17 protein-coding genes are annotated in these 16,398 nt (G+C 72.0%); 13 read left to right on the forward strand and 4 right to left on the reverse strand.

The window, feature by feature from the left end:
- Positions 1 to 13: 13 nt before the first annotated feature.
- Both ACGFW5_RS09000 and ACGFW5_RS09005 read right to left on the reverse strand, forming a co-directional pair.
- Positions 14 to 1,327 (reverse strand): D-arabinono-1,4-lactone oxidase, encoded by a 1,314-nt coding sequence (locus tag ACGFW5_RS09000; protein ID WP_393833511.1) that lies wholly within the window; start codon positions 1,325 to 1,327, stop codon positions 14 to 16.
- Entirely contained in the window at positions 1,293 to 2,534 is a 1,242-nt protein-coding gene (locus tag ACGFW5_RS09005) for an MFS transporter (RefSeq protein WP_393833512.1), read from the reverse strand. The genes ACGFW5_RS09000 and ACGFW5_RS09005 overlap by 35 nt, the downstream gene beginning before the upstream one ends.
- Positions 2,535 to 2,761: 227 nt before the next feature.
- Here ACGFW5_RS09005 and ACGFW5_RS09010 point away from each other — a divergent pair, with 227 nt between their 5' ends.
- Complete coding sequence (locus tag ACGFW5_RS09010) at positions 2,762 to 3,919, forward strand: ferrochelatase (RefSeq protein ID WP_393833513.1); 1,158 nt, start codon at positions 2,762 to 2,764, stop codon at positions 3,917 to 3,919.
- A 9-nt stretch (positions 3,920 to 3,928) separates the two neighbouring features.
- Positions 3,929 to 4,729, forward strand: coding sequence for an inositol monophosphatase family protein (locus tag ACGFW5_RS09015; RefSeq protein WP_393833514.1), 801 nt, complete (start codon positions 3,929 to 3,931; stop codon positions 4,727 to 4,729).
- 99 nt (positions 4,730 to 4,828) lie between these two features.
- Here ACGFW5_RS09015 and ACGFW5_RS09020 read toward each other — a convergent pair whose 3' ends face one another.
- On the reverse strand, positions 4,829 to 5,020 hold the full coding sequence (locus tag ACGFW5_RS09020; protein WP_393833515.1) for a hypothetical protein: 192 nt from the start codon (positions 5,018 to 5,020) through the stop codon (positions 4,829 to 4,831).
- A 345-nt stretch (positions 5,021 to 5,365) separates the two neighbouring features.
- Here ACGFW5_RS09020 and ACGFW5_RS09025 point away from each other — a divergent pair, with 345 nt between their 5' ends.
- The 4 genes from ACGFW5_RS09025 to ACGFW5_RS09040 all read left to right on the forward strand — a co-directional run bounded on the left by ACGFW5_RS09025 (position 5,366) and on the right by ACGFW5_RS09040 (position 8,975).
- On the forward strand, positions 5,366 to 6,019 hold the full coding sequence (locus tag ACGFW5_RS09025; protein WP_267056846.1) for a response regulator transcription factor: 654 nt from the start codon (positions 5,366 to 5,368) through the stop codon (positions 6,017 to 6,019).
- A gap of 5 nt (positions 6,020 to 6,024) precedes the next feature.
- Positions 6,025 to 7,263 (forward strand): sensor histidine kinase, encoded by a 1,239-nt coding sequence (locus ACGFW5_RS09030; protein ID WP_393833516.1) that lies wholly within the window; start codon positions 6,025 to 6,027, stop codon positions 7,261 to 7,263.
- A 393-nt stretch (positions 7,264 to 7,656) separates the two neighbouring features.
- Entirely contained in the window at positions 7,657 to 7,953 is a 297-nt protein-coding gene (locus ACGFW5_RS09035) for a DUF4193 domain-containing protein (protein WP_393833517.1), read from the forward strand.
- A gap of 11 nt (positions 7,954 to 7,964) precedes the next feature.
- The gene (locus ACGFW5_RS09040) at positions 7,965 to 8,975 is read left to right on the forward strand and encodes a hypothetical protein (RefSeq protein WP_393833518.1); all 1,011 of its coding nucleotides are present in this window, start codon (positions 7,965 to 7,967) and stop codon (positions 8,973 to 8,975) included.
- Positions 8,976 to 9,000: 25 nt separating this feature from the next.
- Here ACGFW5_RS09040 and ACGFW5_RS09045 read toward each other — a convergent pair whose 3' ends face one another.
- On the reverse strand, positions 9,001 to 9,459 hold the full coding sequence (locus ACGFW5_RS09045) for a DUF3093 domain-containing protein (RefSeq protein WP_393833519.1): 459 nt from the start codon (positions 9,457 to 9,459) through the stop codon (positions 9,001 to 9,003).
- 57 nt (positions 9,460 to 9,516) lie between these two features.
- Between ACGFW5_RS09045 and ACGFW5_RS09050 the strand changes: the two genes are divergently transcribed.
- From ACGFW5_RS09050 to ACGFW5_RS09080, 7 genes are all read left to right on the forward strand, one after another.
- Entirely contained in the window at positions 9,517 to 10,101 is a 585-nt protein-coding gene (locus ACGFW5_RS09050) for a PaaI family thioesterase (RefSeq protein ID WP_393833520.1), read from the forward strand.
- On the forward strand, positions 10,098 to 10,631 hold the full coding sequence (gene dut / locus ACGFW5_RS09055) for a dUTP diphosphatase (RefSeq protein ID WP_393833521.1): 534 nt from the start codon (positions 10,098 to 10,100) through the stop codon (positions 10,629 to 10,631). The genes ACGFW5_RS09050 and dut overlap by 4 nt, the downstream gene beginning before the upstream one ends.
- A 1-nt stretch (position 10,632) precedes the next feature.
- Complete coding sequence (locus ACGFW5_RS09060) at positions 10,633 to 11,418, forward strand: DUF3710 domain-containing protein (protein ID WP_393833522.1); 786 nt, start codon at positions 10,633 to 10,635, stop codon at positions 11,416 to 11,418.
- A gap of 285 nt (positions 11,419 to 11,703) precedes the next feature.
- Complete coding sequence (locus ACGFW5_RS09065; protein ID WP_393833523.1) at positions 11,704 to 12,438, forward strand: ABC transporter ATP-binding protein; 735 nt, start codon at positions 11,704 to 11,706, stop codon at positions 12,436 to 12,438.
- Between the two features lie 171 nt (positions 12,439 to 12,609).
- Entirely contained in the window at positions 12,610 to 15,153 is a 2,544-nt protein-coding gene (locus ACGFW5_RS09070; RefSeq protein ID WP_393833524.1) for an ATP-binding protein, read from the forward strand.
- Between the two features lie 43 nt (positions 15,154 to 15,196).
- On the forward strand, positions 15,197 to 15,889 hold the full coding sequence (locus ACGFW5_RS09075) for a response regulator (RefSeq protein WP_393833525.1): 693 nt from the start codon (positions 15,197 to 15,199) through the stop codon (positions 15,887 to 15,889).
- Between the two features lie 108 nt (positions 15,890 to 15,997).
- Positions 15,998 to 16,396, forward strand: coding sequence for an OB-fold nucleic acid binding domain-containing protein (locus ACGFW5_RS09080; RefSeq protein ID WP_393833526.1), 399 nt, complete (start codon positions 15,998 to 16,000; stop codon positions 16,394 to 16,396).
- The last annotated feature ends 2 nt before the right edge of the window (positions 16,397 to 16,398 follow it).

Here is a 16,398-nt window from a genome sequence, read left to right on the forward strand (position 1 = left end):
GACGGCGTTCGCGTCAGTCGCCCAGCACGCGCCGCAGATAGGCGTTGGCGAACCGGCGGTCCGGGTCGAGCCGGTCGCGCAGCGCGGTGAACTCGGCGAAGCGCGGGTAGACCCGCGCGAAGTACGCCGCGTCGCGCGTGTGCAGCTTGCCCCAGTGCGGCCGGCCCGCGTGCTCGGTCATGATGCGCTCGACCGCGGTGAAGTACGCCTGGTGCGGCGTGCCCTTGTACATGTGCACGGCTATGTACGCGCTCTCGCGGTCCGAGGCGGTGGACAGCGCGATGTCGTCGGCGGGCGCGGTACGGACCTCCACGGGGAAGCTCACGCGCAGCGGTGAGCGGTCCACCAGCGCCCTGACCTCGCGCAGCGCCCCGACGACCGCCTCGCGCGGCAGGGCGTACTCCATCTCCACGAACCGCACCCGGCGCGGACTCGTGAAGACCTTGTACGGGATGTCGGTGTATGTGCGGGCGGAGAGCGCCCGGCTGGAGACCTTGGCGATGGACGGGATGGTCGCGGGCGCCACCCGGCCGAGCGAACACACCGCCTGGAAGAGCCCGTTGGACATGAACTCGTCGTCGATCCACGCCCGCAGCTTCCCGGGCGGGGCGGCCGGCCCCGCGCTGCGGTTGTTGCGCTTGGTGTTGCAGTTGCCGGTGTGCGGGAACCAGTAGAACTCGAAGTGCTCGTTCTCCGTGAACAGTTCATCGAAGTCGGCGGTCACCCGGTCGAAGCTCATCGGCTCCTCGCGGGCCGTCAGCAGGAAGACGGGCTCGACGGCGAAGGTGATCGCGGTGACGACGCCGAGCGCGCCCAGACCGATCCGGGCCGCGGCGAAGACCTCGGGGTTCTCCTTCCGCGAACAGCTCAGGACCGAACCGTCGGCGGTGACCAGCTCAAGTGCCGTGATCTGCGCGGCGATCGAGGCCGAGTCGCGACCGGTGCCGTGCGTGCCGGTGCTCGTGGCCCCCGCCACCGTCTGCTCCATGATGTCGCCCATGTTGGCGAGCGAAAGGCCCTCCCTCGCCAGCACCGTGTTCAGCCGCTTCAGCGAGGTGCCGGCCTCCACCGTGACCGTCATCGCGGCGCGGTCGATCGCGCGGATGCCGGTCAGCAGGTCGGGGCGTATGAGCACGCCGTCGGTCGCGGCGGTCGCGGTGAAGGAGTGGCCCGTGCCGACCGCCTTCACCGCGAGGCCGTCCTCGGCGGCACGGCGCACCGCCTCGGCGAGCTCGGCCGTGGAGGCCGGGGACACTTCCCGCGACGGCCGGGCAATGACGTTGCCCGCCCAGTTACGCCAGGTGCTGCTGCCGTTCGCTCCGCTCATCTGCTTCGAGCCCCTCCCGATGCGGCACCGGCCTGCGAAGCCGGCGGTACCCCAGGAACGCCACCACCGCCGCGAGCGTTCCCGACACGCCGGACACCAGATACCCCGCCCGTGCGCCCGCCGCGTCCACCACCCAGCCGGCGGCGGAGGAGCCGAGCGCCACACCGACCGCGAGCCCGGTACTGGTCCAGGTCATGCCCTCGGTGAGCCTGCTGCGCGGTACATGCTGTTCGACGAGGGCCATCGTCGTCACCATCGTCGGCGCGATGAACAGGCCCGCGGCAAAGAGCGCCACGGCAAGGAACGGCAGGTTCCCGGCCAGTTGGAGCGGGATCATACTCACCGCCATCGCACACACGCCCACCAGCCACCTGGTCGACGCCGCCCCCTTGAGGCGCAGCAGCCCGAACACCGCCCCCGCCAGGCAGGAACCGAGCGCGTACACGGCGAGCACCAGACTGGCCATCGCCTTGTGGCCGCGTTCGTCGGCGAAGGCCACCGTGACCACGTCGACCGAGCCGAACACGGCTCCGGTCGCGACGAACGTGGCGACCAGGACCCGGAGGCCGCGCGAGCTCAGCGCGGAGCGGCCGGTGTGGTGCTCGTGCGGGTGCGGTACGGGTTCGGTGGCGCGCTGGGCGGTCAGACAGAAGACCCCGGCCACCAGGAAGCAGACGGCGATCAGGGGCCCGGCCTCGGCGAACCAGGCAGTGGAGAGGCCGATCGACGCGATCGGCCCCACGATGAAGCACAGCTCGTCGACGATCGACTCCCACGAGTACGCCGTGTGCAGGTTCTGGGCGTCGCCGCGGTAGATCGCGGCCCAGCGGGCCCGGACCATGGAGCCGACGCTCGGCACGCAGCCGACGCCCGCCGCGAAGACGAACAGCGTCCAGTCCGGGGCGCGCTGCTGGGTGCAGACGAGCAGGCCCGTGACGGCGGCGGCGGCGACCATGGTGGCCGGCCGGAGCACCCTGCGCTGGCCGTGCCGGTCCACGAGCCGCGATATCCGGGGGCCGACGACGGCCGCGGACATGGCGAGCGTCGCCGAGAGCGCGCCCGCCAGACCGTAGCGGCCGGTGAGCTGCGACACCATGGTCACGACGCCGATGCCCATCATGGATATCGGCATCCGGCCGAGGAGGCCGGCGGCGGAGAACGCCTTGGTGCCGGGGGCGGCGAAGATCGCACGGTAGGGACTGGGCAACGGGGGCTCCGGGATCCGGCGTGACGCGTGTAATTAATTGCTAAAGCGTACGATGCTGAAGTCGCTCGGCGCATCGCCTTTTCGGGTGCCCACACCGCCGGCGCCGGTTCCCGCCATCCCCGGCGCCGGTTCCAGCCCCCGGTCGCTCCGGCTTGCTCCACGGCTCACCCGGCCCCCGTCATCGGCTCGGTGGGCCGTCTGTCAGAGGCGGATGGCAGGATCGAGTCATGCCCGAACTGCGTGATCCAGCTCCCGGAGCGGCCGCGGCCGCCGCCCCGTACGACGCCCTGCTGCTGCTCTCCTTCGGCGGCCCGGAAGGCCCCGACGACGTGGTCCCGTTCCTGGAGAACGTGACGCGGGGGCGCGGCATCCCGAAGGAGCGCCTGAAGGAGGTGGGCCGGCACTACTTCCTGTTCGGCGGGGTGAGCCCCATCAACGAGCAGAACCGCGCCCTGCTGGACGCCCTGCGCAAGGACTTCGCCCAGCACAGCCTGGACCTGCCCGTCTACTGGGGCAACCGGAACTGGGCGCCCTACCTCACGGACACCCTGCGCGAGATGACCGCCGACGGCCGCCGCCGCATCGCGGTCCTGGCCACCAGCGCGTACGCCTCGTACTCGGGCTGCCGGCAGTACCGCGAAAACCTCGCGGAGGCCCTGGCAACCCTGGCGGCGGAAGGAGTCGACGTGCCGCGGGTCGACAAGCTGCGGCACTACTTCAACCACCCCGGCTTCGTGCGCCCGATGATCGACGGCGTCCTCGCCTCGCTCGCCGAGCTGCCCGAGGACGTCCGTGCGGGCGCCCGCCTCGCCTTCACCACCCACTCCATCCCCGAGGCCGCCGCCGACACCTCGGGGCCGGTCGCGGAACACGGCGACGGCGGCGCCTACGTGCGCGAGCACCTGGACGTGGCGCGGGTGATCGCGGACGCGGTGCGCGCCGAGACCGGCGTGGAGCGTCCCTGGCAGCTCGTCTACCAGTCCCGTTCCGGCGCCCCGCACATCCCCTGGCTCGAACCCGACATCTGCGACCACCTGGAGGCCGTGCACCGCGAGGGCGCCCCGGCCGTCGTCATGGTGCCCATCGGCTTCGTGTCGGACCACATGGAGGTCCTGTACGACCTCGACACGGAGGCCACCGCCAAGGCCGCCGAGCTCGGCCTCCCCGTGGCCCGCTCCGCCACCGTCGGCGCCGACCCCCGCTTCGCCGCGGCCGTGCGCGACCTCGTCCTGGAGCGCGCCGCCACCGAGCGCGGACTGCCCGCCGAGCGGTGCGCGCTGGGCGCGCTCGGCCCCTCGCACGACCTGTGCGCCGTCGGCTGCTGCCCGGCCGCCCGCGGCGCCGTCAAGCCCGCGGCGGCCGGCGCCGACAGCCCGTACGCGTAAGGAGCGACCATGACCGACCCTCTGCACCGCGACCTGCTCGATCTCGCCCTTGAGGCCGCCCGGCGGGCCGGCGCGCTGCTGCGTGACGGACGCCCGGCCGACCTCGCCGTCGCCGCCACCAAGTCCAGCCCCATCGACGTGGTGACCGAGATGGACATCGCGGCCGAGAAGCTGATCACCGGCTACCTCGCCGAGCGCCGCCCGCACGACGGGTTCCTGGGCGAGGAGGGCGCGTCCAGCGAAGGCACCAGCGGAGTGCGCTGGGTCATCGACCCGCTCGACGGCACCGTCAACTACCTGTACGGGCTGCCCACCTGGTCCGTCTCCATCGCCGCCGAGGTCGACGGCGAGCGGGTCGCGGGTGTGGTCGCCGCGCCGATGCGCGGCGAGACCTGTCACGCGGTCCTCGGCGGCGGCGCCTTCGAGGGCGAGCGGCGCCTGCGCTGCCGCCCGCCGGCCCCGCTGTCCCAGTCCCTGGTCTCCACGGGCTTCGCCTACGTCCAGTCCGTACGCGCCCACCAGGCGGACGTGGCCCAGCGGCTGATCCCGCTGTTCCGCGACATCCGCCGCGGGGGCTCCGCCGCGATCGACCTGTGCGACGTGGCGGCCGGCCGGCTCGACGCGTACTACGAGCGCGGCCTGAACCCCTGGGACCTGGCAGCCGGCGACCTGATCGCCCGCGAGGCCGGCGCACGCACCGGCGGGCGGCCCGGCGCGCCCGCCTCGCGCGAGCTGACGATCGCGGCGTCCCCGGAGCTCTTCGGCCCGCTCCAGTCGCTCCTGGAGGAGCACGGGGCCTGGCACGACTGAGGAGCGCCGGGCCTGGCACGACCAGGGGGGTGTCCGGCGGCCCACGGCATGACGAAACCCCGGCGCCGTGGCGGCGCCGGGGTTTCCCGGTGGATGGGGTCAGAGCGCCGCGGCGACCTCGGTGCCGTGCCTGGCTACTTCGACGCCGTGCTCGGCGGCCAGCCGGTGCAGATCGTCCAGCTCCGCCTGCTCGACGTCCGCGAGGAAGTCGTCGCCGGTCTCGCGCGCCCGTGTGAGGTCGGTCTCCGTGGTCCTTATGCGCTGCAGCAGTCCTGCGGTGAAAGCGTCCATGGTGCGCCCCCTCGTCGTGGGTCGGTGGCACGGGGGTGTGCCGACGGTGGGTAGCGACCACGACGTGAAGATGTGGCATGCCACAGCCAGGGCGTGATCGCGGGGTGTGCATTCGTCCTCCCCACACCCACTCGCCGAGAAACCTCAACTGCCGCGCCAATCCTGTTCATTCCCGCGGCGCCCCCCTGCCCTGGCCGGAAATCGCAGGTAGCGGGCGGTCCCGGGCCCGGCATCGTCTTACCGCCGGTTTATGGGCGTAAGGGGCAGGATGGAAGCGCACCGTCACTGGTTCAGTGCACAGAAGTGCCCGCGCACGACGCGGGTCCCTAGGGAAGGAAATGCGCCGTGCGCGTACTCGTCGTCGAGGACGAGCAGCTGCTCGCCGATGCCGTGGCCACCGGACTGCGCCGGGAGGCCATGGCCGTCGACGTCGTGTACGACGGCGCCGCGGCCCTTGAGCGCATCGGCGTGAACGACTACGACGTGGTGGTGCTCGACCGGGACCTTCCGCTCGTGCACGGCGACGACGTGTGCCGCAAGATCGTCGAGCTGGGCATGGCCACCCGTGTCCTGATGCTGACGGCGGCCGGAGACGTGAGCGACCGCGTGGAGGGCCTGGAGATCGGCGCGGACGACTATCTGCCCAAGCCCTTCGCCTTCACCGAGCTGACCGCCCGCGTGCGCGCGCTCGGCCGGCGCACCACCGTGCCGCTCCCGCCGATCCTGGAACGGGCCGGCATCAAGCTGGACCCCAACCGCCGCGAGGTCTTCCGCGAGGGCCGGGAGATCCAGCTCGCGCCCAAGGAGTTCGCCGTCCTGGAGGTCCTGATGCGCAGCGAGGGCGCCGTGGTCTCGGCCGAGCAGCTGCTGGAGAAGGCCTGGGACGAGAACACCGACCCGTTCACGAACGTCGTGCGGGTCACCGTCATGACCCTGCGCCGCAAGCTCGGCGAGCCCCCGGTGATCGTCACCGTGCCGGGCTCGGGTTACCGGATCTGACCGCGATGGCCGCCACCCCCGCGCCGCCCACGGCGCCGCCGAAGCCCACCTGGGCCCCGAAGTCGGCCGAACCACCGTTCCCGTGGCTCAGGCCCACCATCCGCATACGCCTCACCCTGCTCTACGGCGGCATGTTCATGATCGCGGGGATACTGCTCCTCTCGATCATCTACCTGCTCGCCGCCCAGGCCCTGCACGCGGGCAGCGCCCCCTTCAAGATCGTGGGGGGCCAGGGCATCGCGCTGTCCAGCAGCAGCTGCCAGCTGCCCGCATCAGGCACCTTCCAGGAGATCAACGACGCCATCGGCGTCTGCATGGCCCAGCAGCGCCAGCACGCCCTGGACAACCTCCTCAGCCGCTCCCTGCTCGCCCTGGTCGGGCTCAGCGTCATCGCCTTCGCCTTCGGGTACGCCATGGCCGGCCGCGTCCTGTCACCGCTCGGCAGGATCACCCGTACCGCCCGCCGCGTGGCCGGCACGGACCTGACCCGGCGCATCGAGCTCGACGGGCCCGACGACGAGCTCAAGGAGCTCTCCGACACCTTCGACGAGATGCTGGACCGCCTGGAGCGCGCGTTCACCGCACAGCAGCGCTTCGTCGCCAACGCCTCGCACGAGCTGCGCACCCCGCTCGCGATCAACCGCACGCTCCTTGAGGTGCACCTGTCCGACCCCGGCGCCCCGGTGGAGCTCCAGCAGCTCGGCAAGACACTGCTCGCCACCAACGAGCGCAGCGAACAGCTGGTGGAGGGCCTGCTGCTGCTGGCCCGCAGCGACAACGAGATCATCGACCGCAAGCCCGTCGACCTCGCCGAGGTGGCCTCCCGCGCCCTGGACCAGGCCAGGAACGAGGCCGAGGCCAAGGGCGTCGAGATCCGCGGCGAGCGCGACCCCGCGATCGTCCAGGGCAACGGCGTGCTCCTGGAGCGGATCGCCCTGAACCTGGTGCAGAACGCGGTCCGGTACAACACCGTCGAGGACGGCTGGGTCGAGGTGGTCACCGGGCTCAGGGACGGCCACGCGACGCTGCTGGTGACCAACACGGGGCCGGTGGTCCCGGCGTACGAGATCGACAACATCTTCGAGCCGTTCCGGCGGCTGCGCACCGAGCGCACCGGCAGCGACAAGGGCGTCGGGCTCGGCCTGTCCATCGCCCGGTCGGTCGCGCGGGCTCACTCAGGCCGTATCATCGCGGAGCCCCGCGAAGGCGGCGGCCTCGTGATGCGTGTCACCCTTCCGGTCTGAGACGCTGCTCGGAGCTGTAGTGACCGTTCGCTTTGCGCGGAATTTTCTGGAGCTGTTCCTGAGAGTTTCGTGTGCGATCAGTCACAGAGGCAAACATCAGGCCACGTACTCTCCGTGATCGTCGAATCCCCTGGAATCCCGGTAAAAGTCCGGGTTTCCCGGGGGTGCGATCACGGGAAGTACACGAGGTGGCGCTGGTGAAGTGCGACATGAGGACCGTGTACGGTCCCGATCGCCATCCAAGACGAGCACTCATGACGAGTGCGGTTGGGTGTCGATTGAGTAACAGACCTTGATGTGAGGCAAAATCTCCGCCTCAGGTCGGGCACAAGTCCGGCCTCTCACGCGTTACGTGCGCTGAGACACCGCAACCACCCAGAGGGGGAGAGCGACATGGCAACGGACTACGACACCCCACGCAAGACCGATGACGACGTCGATTCGGACAGCCTTGAAGAGCTGAAGTCCCGACGCAACGACAAGTCCACCTCGACCGTCGACGTCGACGAGTTCGAGGCCGCCGAAGGCATGGAACTGCCCGGCGCGGACCTGTCCAACGAAGAACTCGCCGTTCGCGTCCTGCCCAAGCAGGCCGACGAGTTCACCTGCATGAGCTGTTTCCTCGTGCACCACCGCAGCCAGCTGGCCCGCGAGAAGAACGGCCAGCCGATCTGCCGCGACTGCGACTGAGCAGGCCGGCCATGGCAGGCGCGAAACCACCCCGGAAGCGACCGTTCCGGAGAAAGGGCGCCCCGGGTTCCACCGAGGCACCACAGGGCGGCACAGGCCCGGCAGAAGGCGTTGGCGCCCCTGCTGAGCCGGCCCGCCTCCCTGAGGTGAGCGCGGCCGACGGTGCACGTGACGCGGAGCGGGGCCACCAGGCCTCGCTCGAAGCAGCCGTCACGGCACCGGACACGGAGCAGGAGGCGGGGCCCGCGGCCGGGGTCCGACGCCTCGACGCCCTGCGCAGGGGCACTCTGGACAAGGGCATGCCCGCCCTGAAGAAGAGTGTTCCGGTGCTCAAGAAGGGCGTACGCAAGGGCGGCGAGGGCCTGAAGGCCTCGCTCGGCCACCTTGCGGACCGCATCATCGAGGTCGCCCCCCGCATCCCGGTGCGGGACCTGGCGACCCTGCGCGCCCACTTCCCCGGCCTCGGCCCGGAGGAGATCGCCGACAAGCTGATCGCGGGCGCCGCCAACGCCACCTCCACGGTCGGCGCGGGAATCGGCGCGGCCGCGATGCTGCCCGTCCCGCCCGCGATGCCCGCCGAGCTGGCCGCGGAGATCACCGGCGTCGCCGCCATCGAGCTCAAGCTCATCGCGGAGCTGCACGAGGTCTACGGCATGCGCCCGCCCGGCTCGCTCAAGGAGCGCTCACTGGCGTATCTGACGTCGTGGACCGAGGAACGCGGCATCGACGTCACCAAGCCCACGACGCTCAACTTCGCGCTCGGCGGCCAGATGAAGCGCGAGCTGCGCCAGCAGATCATGAAGCGCATGGTGCGCAACCTGCCGAACCTGACGCCGTTCATGGTCGGTGCGGCCGTCGGCGCCGTGCTGAACCGCCGCGACACCAAGAAGCTCGCCGGGCACGTCAGGAAGGACCTGCGCGAACGTCAGGTGCCCTGGGACGCGCTGCCCGAGCTGCCCCCGCTCGAACAGCCGGACAACCCACTGCCCGAGGGCGAGGGCCCCAAGGAGCTCGGCTCCTGAAGAAGCCCGGCTCGCGACCGGCCCCTCAGGCCGTGCGGACCGCGTTCAGGGCCGCCTTCAGCGCCTCGGGGTGGCGGGTCGAGAGGTAGACGTACGGAGTCGGGTCCGCCGGATCCGTGATCTCCACCTTCAGCGCCCCCGGGATGTAGGCCCGCAGCAGCATGAACGCGCGCGGATCGGCCTTGTGCAGCCGCCAGGCCCGCGCCTCCTCGGCGTCCAGGATCTCCGGTTCGCCCAGCGCCTTCACCGGGATCCGGGCCTCGCCCGCGACCAGGGTGTCCGCGAGCACCCGGATCCGGATCGACCCGTACGAACTCACCACCACCCACGACACCGCCGTGCCGCCCACGAAGCCGGCCAGCAGCGGCAGGGTGCCCACGGGCAGCAGCATCAGCGCGCACGCGACGCCGACCAGGACCGAGATGAACCACCACGAGCGGGGCGCGGTCAGGCGTTCTGCGTACTGCGGGGCATTGGGCTGCATGGAAGCTAGCTTGGCACGGCACGACCTGCGCCTTGACCGCGGGTAAGGTCTGCGGCTGTGACTGCTACATCTGCGTCCCTGACACCCCCGGCCGACGCCACGGCGCCGGTGCGGCACCCCGAGGCGCCCGCACCCGGCGAGCTGCTGGGCGCGCACTACGGGCACTGTTTCGGCTGTGGTGACGGGCAGCCCCACGGACTGCACCTGGCGGCGCGGGCCGGCGAGGGCGTGACCGTCACCGCCGAGTTCACCGTGCGCGAGGCCCACCAGGGCGCGCCGGGCCTCGCCCACGGCGGGGTGCTGGCCACCGCGCTCGACGAGACGATCGGCTCCCTGGGCTGGCTGCTCCGGGTCGTCGCGGTGACCGGCCGCCTGGAGACGGACTTCGCGCGCCCGGTCCCGGTCGGCACCGTGCTGCACCTGGAGGCCGAGGTCACCGCGGTGGCCGGCCGCAAGATCTACTCCCGGGCCACCGGCCGCATCGGAGGCCCCGAGGGGCCCGTCGCGGTCCGGGCCCAGGCCCTCTTCATCGAGGTGAAGGTGGACCACTTCATCGACAACGGACGCCCGGCCGAGATCCAGGCCGCGATGTCCGACCCCGACCAGGTCAGGCGCGCCCGCGCCTTCGAGGTGAACCCGTGACGCGTGAACCCGTAGATGTCCTCATCCGCCGTGTCGACCCCGAGGTGCCGATCCCGGCGTACGGGCACCCGGGTGACGCCGGGGCCGATCTGGTGACCACCGAGGCGGCCGAGCTCGCCCCCGGTGAGCGGGCCGTTCTGGCGACCGGTGTTTCCCTTGCCCTGCCGGACGGGTACGCGGCCTTCGTGCACCCCCGTTCGGGGCTCGCCGCCCGGTGCGGTGTCGCCCTGGTGAATGCCCCGGGGACGGTGGATGCCGGGTACCGTGGAGAGATCAAGGTGATCGTGGTCAACCTCGACCCGCGCGAGAGCGTGCGGTTCGAGCGGTTCGACCGCATTGCCCAACTGGTTGTCCAGCAGGTCGAGAAGGTGCGCTTCCACGAGGTGGCGGAGCTTCCCGGCTCGGCGCGGGCCGAGGGGGGCTTCGGGTCCACGGGCGGTCATGCCGCCGTGGGCGGTACGGCCGCCAGTGGCGGCACAACGGGTGGGAATCGATACGCTTCGGCCGTATCCGACCGGGAAGGACAGTGACGTGTTCGGACGTCGCAAGAAGAGTGGATCCGCGGACGACGCGGTGGACGCGGCGGGCGAGGCCGAGCAGGCCGTCGACGGCATGGAGGCCGACGACGTCACCGAGGCCGGCGACCAGGCCGGGGCGCGCAGGGTGAACCTGCCGCCGGCGCCCCGTCCGGACGGGCCCTGGGACGTCTCCGAGGTGACCGAGCCCGGCGAGGGCCGGGTGGACCTCGGCGGGCTCTTCGTCCCCGGGGTCGAGGGCATGGAGCTGCGGGTCGAGGTCGCGGGCGACGCGATCGTCGCCGCCACGGTCGTGCTCAACGACAGCGCGGTCCAGCTTCAGGCCTTCGCGGCACCGAAGAAGGAAGGCATCTGGGGCGAGGTCCGCGAGGAGATCGCCTCCGGCATCACCCAGCAGGGCGGCATCATCGACGAGGTCGAGGGCCCCCTCGGCTGGGAGCTGCGCGCGCAGGTCCCCGTCCAGCTGCCGGACGGCACCAACGGCGTCCAGCTGGTCCGCTTCGTCGGAGTGGACGGACCGCGCTGGTTCCTGCGCGGTGTCATCTCCGGCCAGGGCGCGGTGCAGCCGCAGGCCGCCGGGCTCCTGGAGACGATCTTCCGTGACACCGTCGTGGTGCGCGGCGAGGGCCCGATGGCGCCCCGCGACCCGATCGTCCTGAAGCTGCCCAACGACGCGCAGATGGTGCCCGAGGGCGTACAGCAGGAGGACCAGGAGGGCTCGCGCTTCTCCGGCGGCATGGGCCAGCTCCAGCGCGGCCCCGAGGTCACCGAGATCCGCTGACCGCTCAGCCGTCCGCCCGACGGGCCGCGTTCCCGCAGTATCAGGGAGCGCGGCCCGTCGGCGTTCCCGGGCGCGCGGACCCGGACACCGGCCCAACGGGCCGTTCCCGTACGGACCTTGCGGGGCGCCGCGGCCGGACGGGCGCCCCGAACGGCCCGGCCTTGCCCGAAAGGCCCCCTCGCGCGCGGCCGCCCGGGCAGAGGGCCCGCGGCGCATTGCCCGTCCGGGCGCGATCTGCCCATACTGGCGCCCGGCCGCGCACGCGAACGTACGGGGGAGACAGGCATGACCCAGGACGCCACTGGACAGGGCGGCACGGCCGTCGCGGCCGAGCGGCCGGCCGGCCCCATGGTCAGGGTCGACAACCTGCACCGCTCGTACGGCAGCGGCGCCCGGGCCGTGCACGCGCTGCGCGGCGTCTCCTTCGACGTGCCGCGCGGCGAACTCGTCGCCCTGAAGGGGCGCTCGGGCTCCGGCAAGACCACCCTGCTCAACCTGCTCGGCGGGCTCGACAGACCCGACGAGGGCACCATCACCGTCGACGGCACCGACGTCGGGAGCCTGGGGGAGCAGGACCTGCTGGAGCTGCGCCGCGACCGTGTCGGCTTCATCTTCCAGTCCTTCGGCCTCATCCCCATCCTCAGCGCCGCCGAGAACGTGGGCGTGCCCATGCGGCTCAAGAAGACCGACCCCCGCGAACGCGAGGCACGCGCCGCGCTGCTGCTCTCCCTCGTCGGCCTCGGCGATCACGCGGCGCAGCGTCCCGGTGAGCTCTCCGGCGGCCAGCAGCAGCGCGTCGCCATCGCCCGGGCCCTGGCCAACCGGCCCGCCCTGCTCATCGCGGACGAGCCCACCGGCCAGCTGGACGCGGACACCGGTCTCGCCGTGATGGAGCTGCTGCGCGCCGTCGTACGGAGCGAGGGCGTCACCGCGCTGGTCGCGACCCACGACAGCCAGCTGCTCGGCCTCGCCGACCGCGTCCTGGAACTCAACGACGGGCAGATCACCGACCACGGCTGAGCCGCCCCCGGCCGCCCCCCTCAGGGGCGACCGGCGCCGGGCGTCAGAATCGCGTCAATATGCGACCCCCGCCCCACCCCCACCCCATATGCCGGGATTGTTGGCCGTAAGGTCGACGCAGCGTACGCAACCGCCCGCGTACCCAGCCGAATCCTGAAAGACAATGGGGCCATGGCACGCGGCAAGCTACGGATCTACCTCGGCGCGGCGCCGGGCGTCGGCAAGACGTACGCCATGCTCTCCGAGGCACACCGCCGGGTCGAACGCGGCACCGACTGCGTCGTCGCCGTCGTCGAGCACCACGGCAGGCCGCGCACCGAGGTGATGCTGCACGGCCTGGAACAGATCCAGCAGCGCACGATCGACCACCGCGGGGCCGCCTTCACCGAGATGGACGTCGACGCCGTCCTGGAGCGCCGTCCCGCCGTCGCCCTGGTCGACGAACTGGCGCACACCAATGTCCCCGGCGCCCGCAACACCAAGCGCTGGCAGGACGTCGAGGACCTGCTCGCGGCCGGCATCGACGTCGTGTCCACCGTCAACATCCAGCACCTGGAATCCCTCGGCGACGTCGTCGAGTCGATCACCGGGGTGCGGCAGCGCGAGACGGTGCCCGACGAGATGGTGCGCCGGGCCGACCAGATCGAACTCATCGACATGTCGCCCCAGGCGCTGCGCCGCCGCATGGCGCACGGCAACGTCTACCAGTCCGACAAGGTCGACGCCGCCCTCTCCAACTACTTCCGGCCCGGCAACCTCACCGCGCTGCGCGAACTCGCGCTGCTGTGGGTCGCCGACCGGGTCGACGAATACCTCCAGGAGTACCGCGGCGAGCACGGCATCCAGTCGACCTGGCAGGCCCGCGAGCGCATCGTGGTGGGCCTGACCGGCGGACCCGAGGGCCGCACCCTGATCCGCCGGGCCGCCCGGATGGCAGCCAAGGGCTCCGGCAGCGAGGTCCTTGCCGTGTACGTGGCACGGAGCGACGGCCTGACCTCGGCGTCCCCCAAGGAACTCGCCGTACAGCGCACTCTCGTCGAGGACCTGGGCGGCAGCTTCCACCACGTCATAGGCGACGACGTCCCGGCCTCGCTGCTCGCCTTCGCCCGCGGCGTCAACGCCACCCAGATCGTCCTCGGATCGAGCCGCCGCAAGACCTGGCAGTACATCCTGGGGCCCGGCGTCGGACAGACCGTGGCGCGCGACTCCGGGACCGACCTCGACGTCCACATCGTCACCCACGAGGAGGTCGCCAAGGGCCGCGGCCTGCCGGTGGCGCGCGGGGCCCGGCTCGGCCGCGTCCGCATCGGGTGGGGCTGGGGGGCCGGCGTGATCGGCCCCGCCCTGCTGACCGTGCTGCTCACCAACGTCGAGGCGGACCTCGGGCTCGCCAACGACATGCTGCTCTTCCTGACGCTGACGGTGGCCGCGGCGCTGCTCGGCGGCCTGCTGCCGGCGCTGGCCTCCGCCGCGTTCGGCTCGTTCCTCCTGAACTACTTCTTCACGCCGCCCGTCCACCGGGTCACGATCGCCGACCCGAAGAACATCGTCGCCATCGTCATCTTCGTCCTGGTGGCGGTCTCGGTCGCCTCCGTCGTCGACGTCGCGGCCCGCCGCACCCACCAGGCCGCCCGGCTGCGCGCCGAATCGGAGATCCTCTCGTTCCTCGCGGGCAGCGTCCTGCGCGGCGAGACCAGCCTCGACGCCCTCCTGGAGACGGTCCGCGAGACCTTCGCCATGGAGTCGGTCGCCCTCCTGGAACGCGCGGGAGACGTCGAACCCTGGACGCGCGCGGGCAGCGTCGGCCCCCGCCCCGCCGCCCGTCCCGAGGACGCCGACGTCGACATGCCGGTCGGCGACCACATGGCGCTCGCCCTGTCCGGACGGGTGCTGCCCGCCGAGGACCGCCGCGTGCTGGGCGCCTTCGCCGCCCAGGCGGCCGTCGTCCTGGACCGCAGGCGTCTGGTCGGCGAGGCCGAGGAGGCCCGCAAGCTCGCCGAGGGCAACCGCATCCGCACCGCGCTGCTCGCCGCCGTCAGCCACGACCTGCGTACCCCGCTCGCCTCCATCAAGGCCGCGGTGAGTTCGCTGCGCTCCGACGACGTCGCCTGGTCCGAGGAGGACCGCGCCGAACTCCTCGAAGGCATCGAGGACGGCGCCGACCGCCTCGACCACCTCGTCGGCAACCTCCTCGACATGTCCCGCCTCCAGACCGGCACCGTCACCCCGCTCATCCGCGAGATCGACCTCGACGAGGTCGTGCCGATGGCGCTCGGCGGCGTCCCCGAGGACAGCGTCGTCCTGGACATCCCCGAGACGCTGCCCATGGTCGAGGTCGACCCGGGCCTCCTTGAGCGGGCCGTCGCCAACGTCGTCGAGAACGCCGTCAAGTACAGCCCGCCAGGCCGCCCCGTCACCGTCGCCGCCAGCGTCCTTGCCCAACGCGTCGAGATACGCGTCACCGACCGCGGCCCCGGCGTCCCCGACGCCGCCAAGGACCGCATCTTCGCGCCGTTCCAGCGCCACGGCGACGCCCCGCGCGGCGCCGGGGTCGGCCTCGGCCTCGCCGTCGCCCGGGGCTTCGCCGAAGCCATGGGCGGCACGCTCACCGCCGAGGACACACCCGGCGGCGGCCTCACCATGGTGCTCACCGTCCGCGCCGCGCCCGGCCCCGGCCGCGACCCGGCCGCCCTCGGCGCCCACGCCGCCGCATGAAACCGACCGCTCAGCCGCAACCGCAGACAGGCAGGGATCCCAGATGACCAGGGTGCTCGTGGTCGAGGACGAGCCGCAGATCGTGCGCGCGCTCGTGATCAACCTCAAGGCACGCACATACGACGTGGACGCGGCGCCCGACGGCGCGACCGCGCTGCGTCTGGCCGCCGCCCGCCACCCCGACGTGGTCGTCCTCGACCTCGGCCTGCCCGACATGGACGGCGTCGATGTGATCCGCGGCCTGCGCGGCTGGACCCGCGTCCCCATCCTGGTGCTCTCCGCCCGCCACACCTCCGACGAGAAGGTCGAGGCGCTGGACGCGGGCGCCGACGACTACGTCACCAAGCCCTTCGGCATGGACGAACTGCTGGCCCGGCTGCGCGCCGCCGTACGCCGCGCCGAGCCCGTCGCGGGCGCGGACGGCGCGGAGGGCACGGTGCGGGTGGAGACCGGGGGCTTCACCGTCGACCTGGCCGCCAAGAAGGCCCACCGCGACGGCCGCGACGTACGCCTGACACCGACCGAGTGGCATCTGCTCGAAGTCCTCGTACGCAACACCGGCCGCCTGGTCAGCCAGAAACAGCTGCTCCAGGAGGTGTGGGGGCCCTCGTACGGCACCGAGACCAACTACCTGCGGGTCTACATGGCCCAGCTGCGCCGCAAACTGGAGCCCGACCCCTCGCACCCGCGCCACTTCATCACCGAGCCGGGCATGGGCTACCGCTTCGAACGCTGATCCGGGGATGCGCCCGTCGTGGACCGGCCCGGGGTGCCCGTGCACGGCGATGTCCGTGCCCGGCACACTCTTTGATCGGGCGGGGGAGTACCCCGGTACCCTTTGTGTATGAGTGCTGACCTTCGTACGCAGAAGCCCGCGGGGCGCTTGCGCCGGATGCTCGACCGGCTGTCCACCTCGCAGGAGGATCTGCACTCCGCGGAACTGCAGGAGGACACGCAGGCCACGGGGTGCACGCGCATCTCCGAGTGCAGCGACCGCCAGATAGTGAAAGTCACTGGTACCTTGCGGACGGTCACCCTGCGTCCACGGGCGGGTGTGCCGGCGCTTGAGGCAGAGCTCTTCGACGGCACCGCCCCGCTGGACGTGGTGTGGCTGGGACGGCGCTCGATCGTGGGCATCGAGCCGGGCCGCAAGCTCATCGCTTCGGGCCGGATCTCCATGAGCCACGGCCGGCGGGTCCTGTTCAACCCCAAATACGAACTCCGACCGCTCGGACAGGAGTAGCC

The sequence above is a fragment of the Streptomyces sp. NPDC048416 genome (assembly GCF_043200435.1).
In the GTDB taxonomy this organism is placed as follows: domain Bacteria; phylum Actinomycetota; class Actinomycetes; order Streptomycetales; family Streptomycetaceae; genus Streptomyces.

Coding starts and splice junctions, on each gene's coding strand:
- ACGFW5_RS09075 (WP_393833525.1), top strand. CDS start 15,197: ATGACCAGGGTGCTCGTGGTCGAGGACGAGCCGCAGATCGTGCGCGCG.
- ACGFW5_RS09065 (WP_393833523.1), top strand. CDS start 11,704: ATGACCCAGGACGCCACTGGACAGGGCGGCACGGCCGTCGCGGCCGAG.
- ACGFW5_RS09020 (WP_393833515.1), bottom strand. CDS start 5,020: ATGGACGCTTTCACCGCAGGACTGCTGCAGCGCATAAGGACCACGGAG.
- ACGFW5_RS09040 (WP_393833518.1), top strand. CDS start 7,965: ATGGCAGGCGCGAAACCACCCCGGAAGCGACCGTTCCGGAGAAAGGGC.
- ACGFW5_RS09035 (WP_393833517.1), top strand. CDS start 7,657: ATGGCAACGGACTACGACACCCCACGCAAGACCGATGACGACGTCGAT.
- ACGFW5_RS09080 (WP_393833526.1), top strand. CDS start 15,998: ATGAGTGCTGACCTTCGTACGCAGAAGCCCGCGGGGCGCTTGCGCCGG.
- ACGFW5_RS09070 (WP_393833524.1), top strand. CDS start 12,610: ATGGCACGCGGCAAGCTACGGATCTACCTCGGCGCGGCGCCGGGCGTC.
- ACGFW5_RS09000 (WP_393833511.1), bottom strand. CDS start 1,327: ATGAGCGGAGCGAACGGCAGCAGCACCTGGCGTAACTGGGCGGGCAAC.
- ACGFW5_RS09015 (WP_393833514.1), top strand. CDS start 3,929: ATGACCGACCCTCTGCACCGCGACCTGCTCGATCTCGCCCTTGAGGCC.
- ACGFW5_RS09045 (WP_393833519.1), bottom strand. CDS start 9,459: ATGCAGCCCAATGCCCCGCAGTACGCAGAACGCCTGACCGCGCCCCGC.
- ACGFW5_RS09030 (WP_393833516.1), top strand. CDS start 6,025: ATGGCCGCCACCCCCGCGCCGCCCACGGCGCCGCCGAAGCCCACCTGG.
- ACGFW5_RS09010 (WP_393833513.1), top strand. CDS start 2,762: ATGCCCGAACTGCGTGATCCAGCTCCCGGAGCGGCCGCGGCCGCCGCC.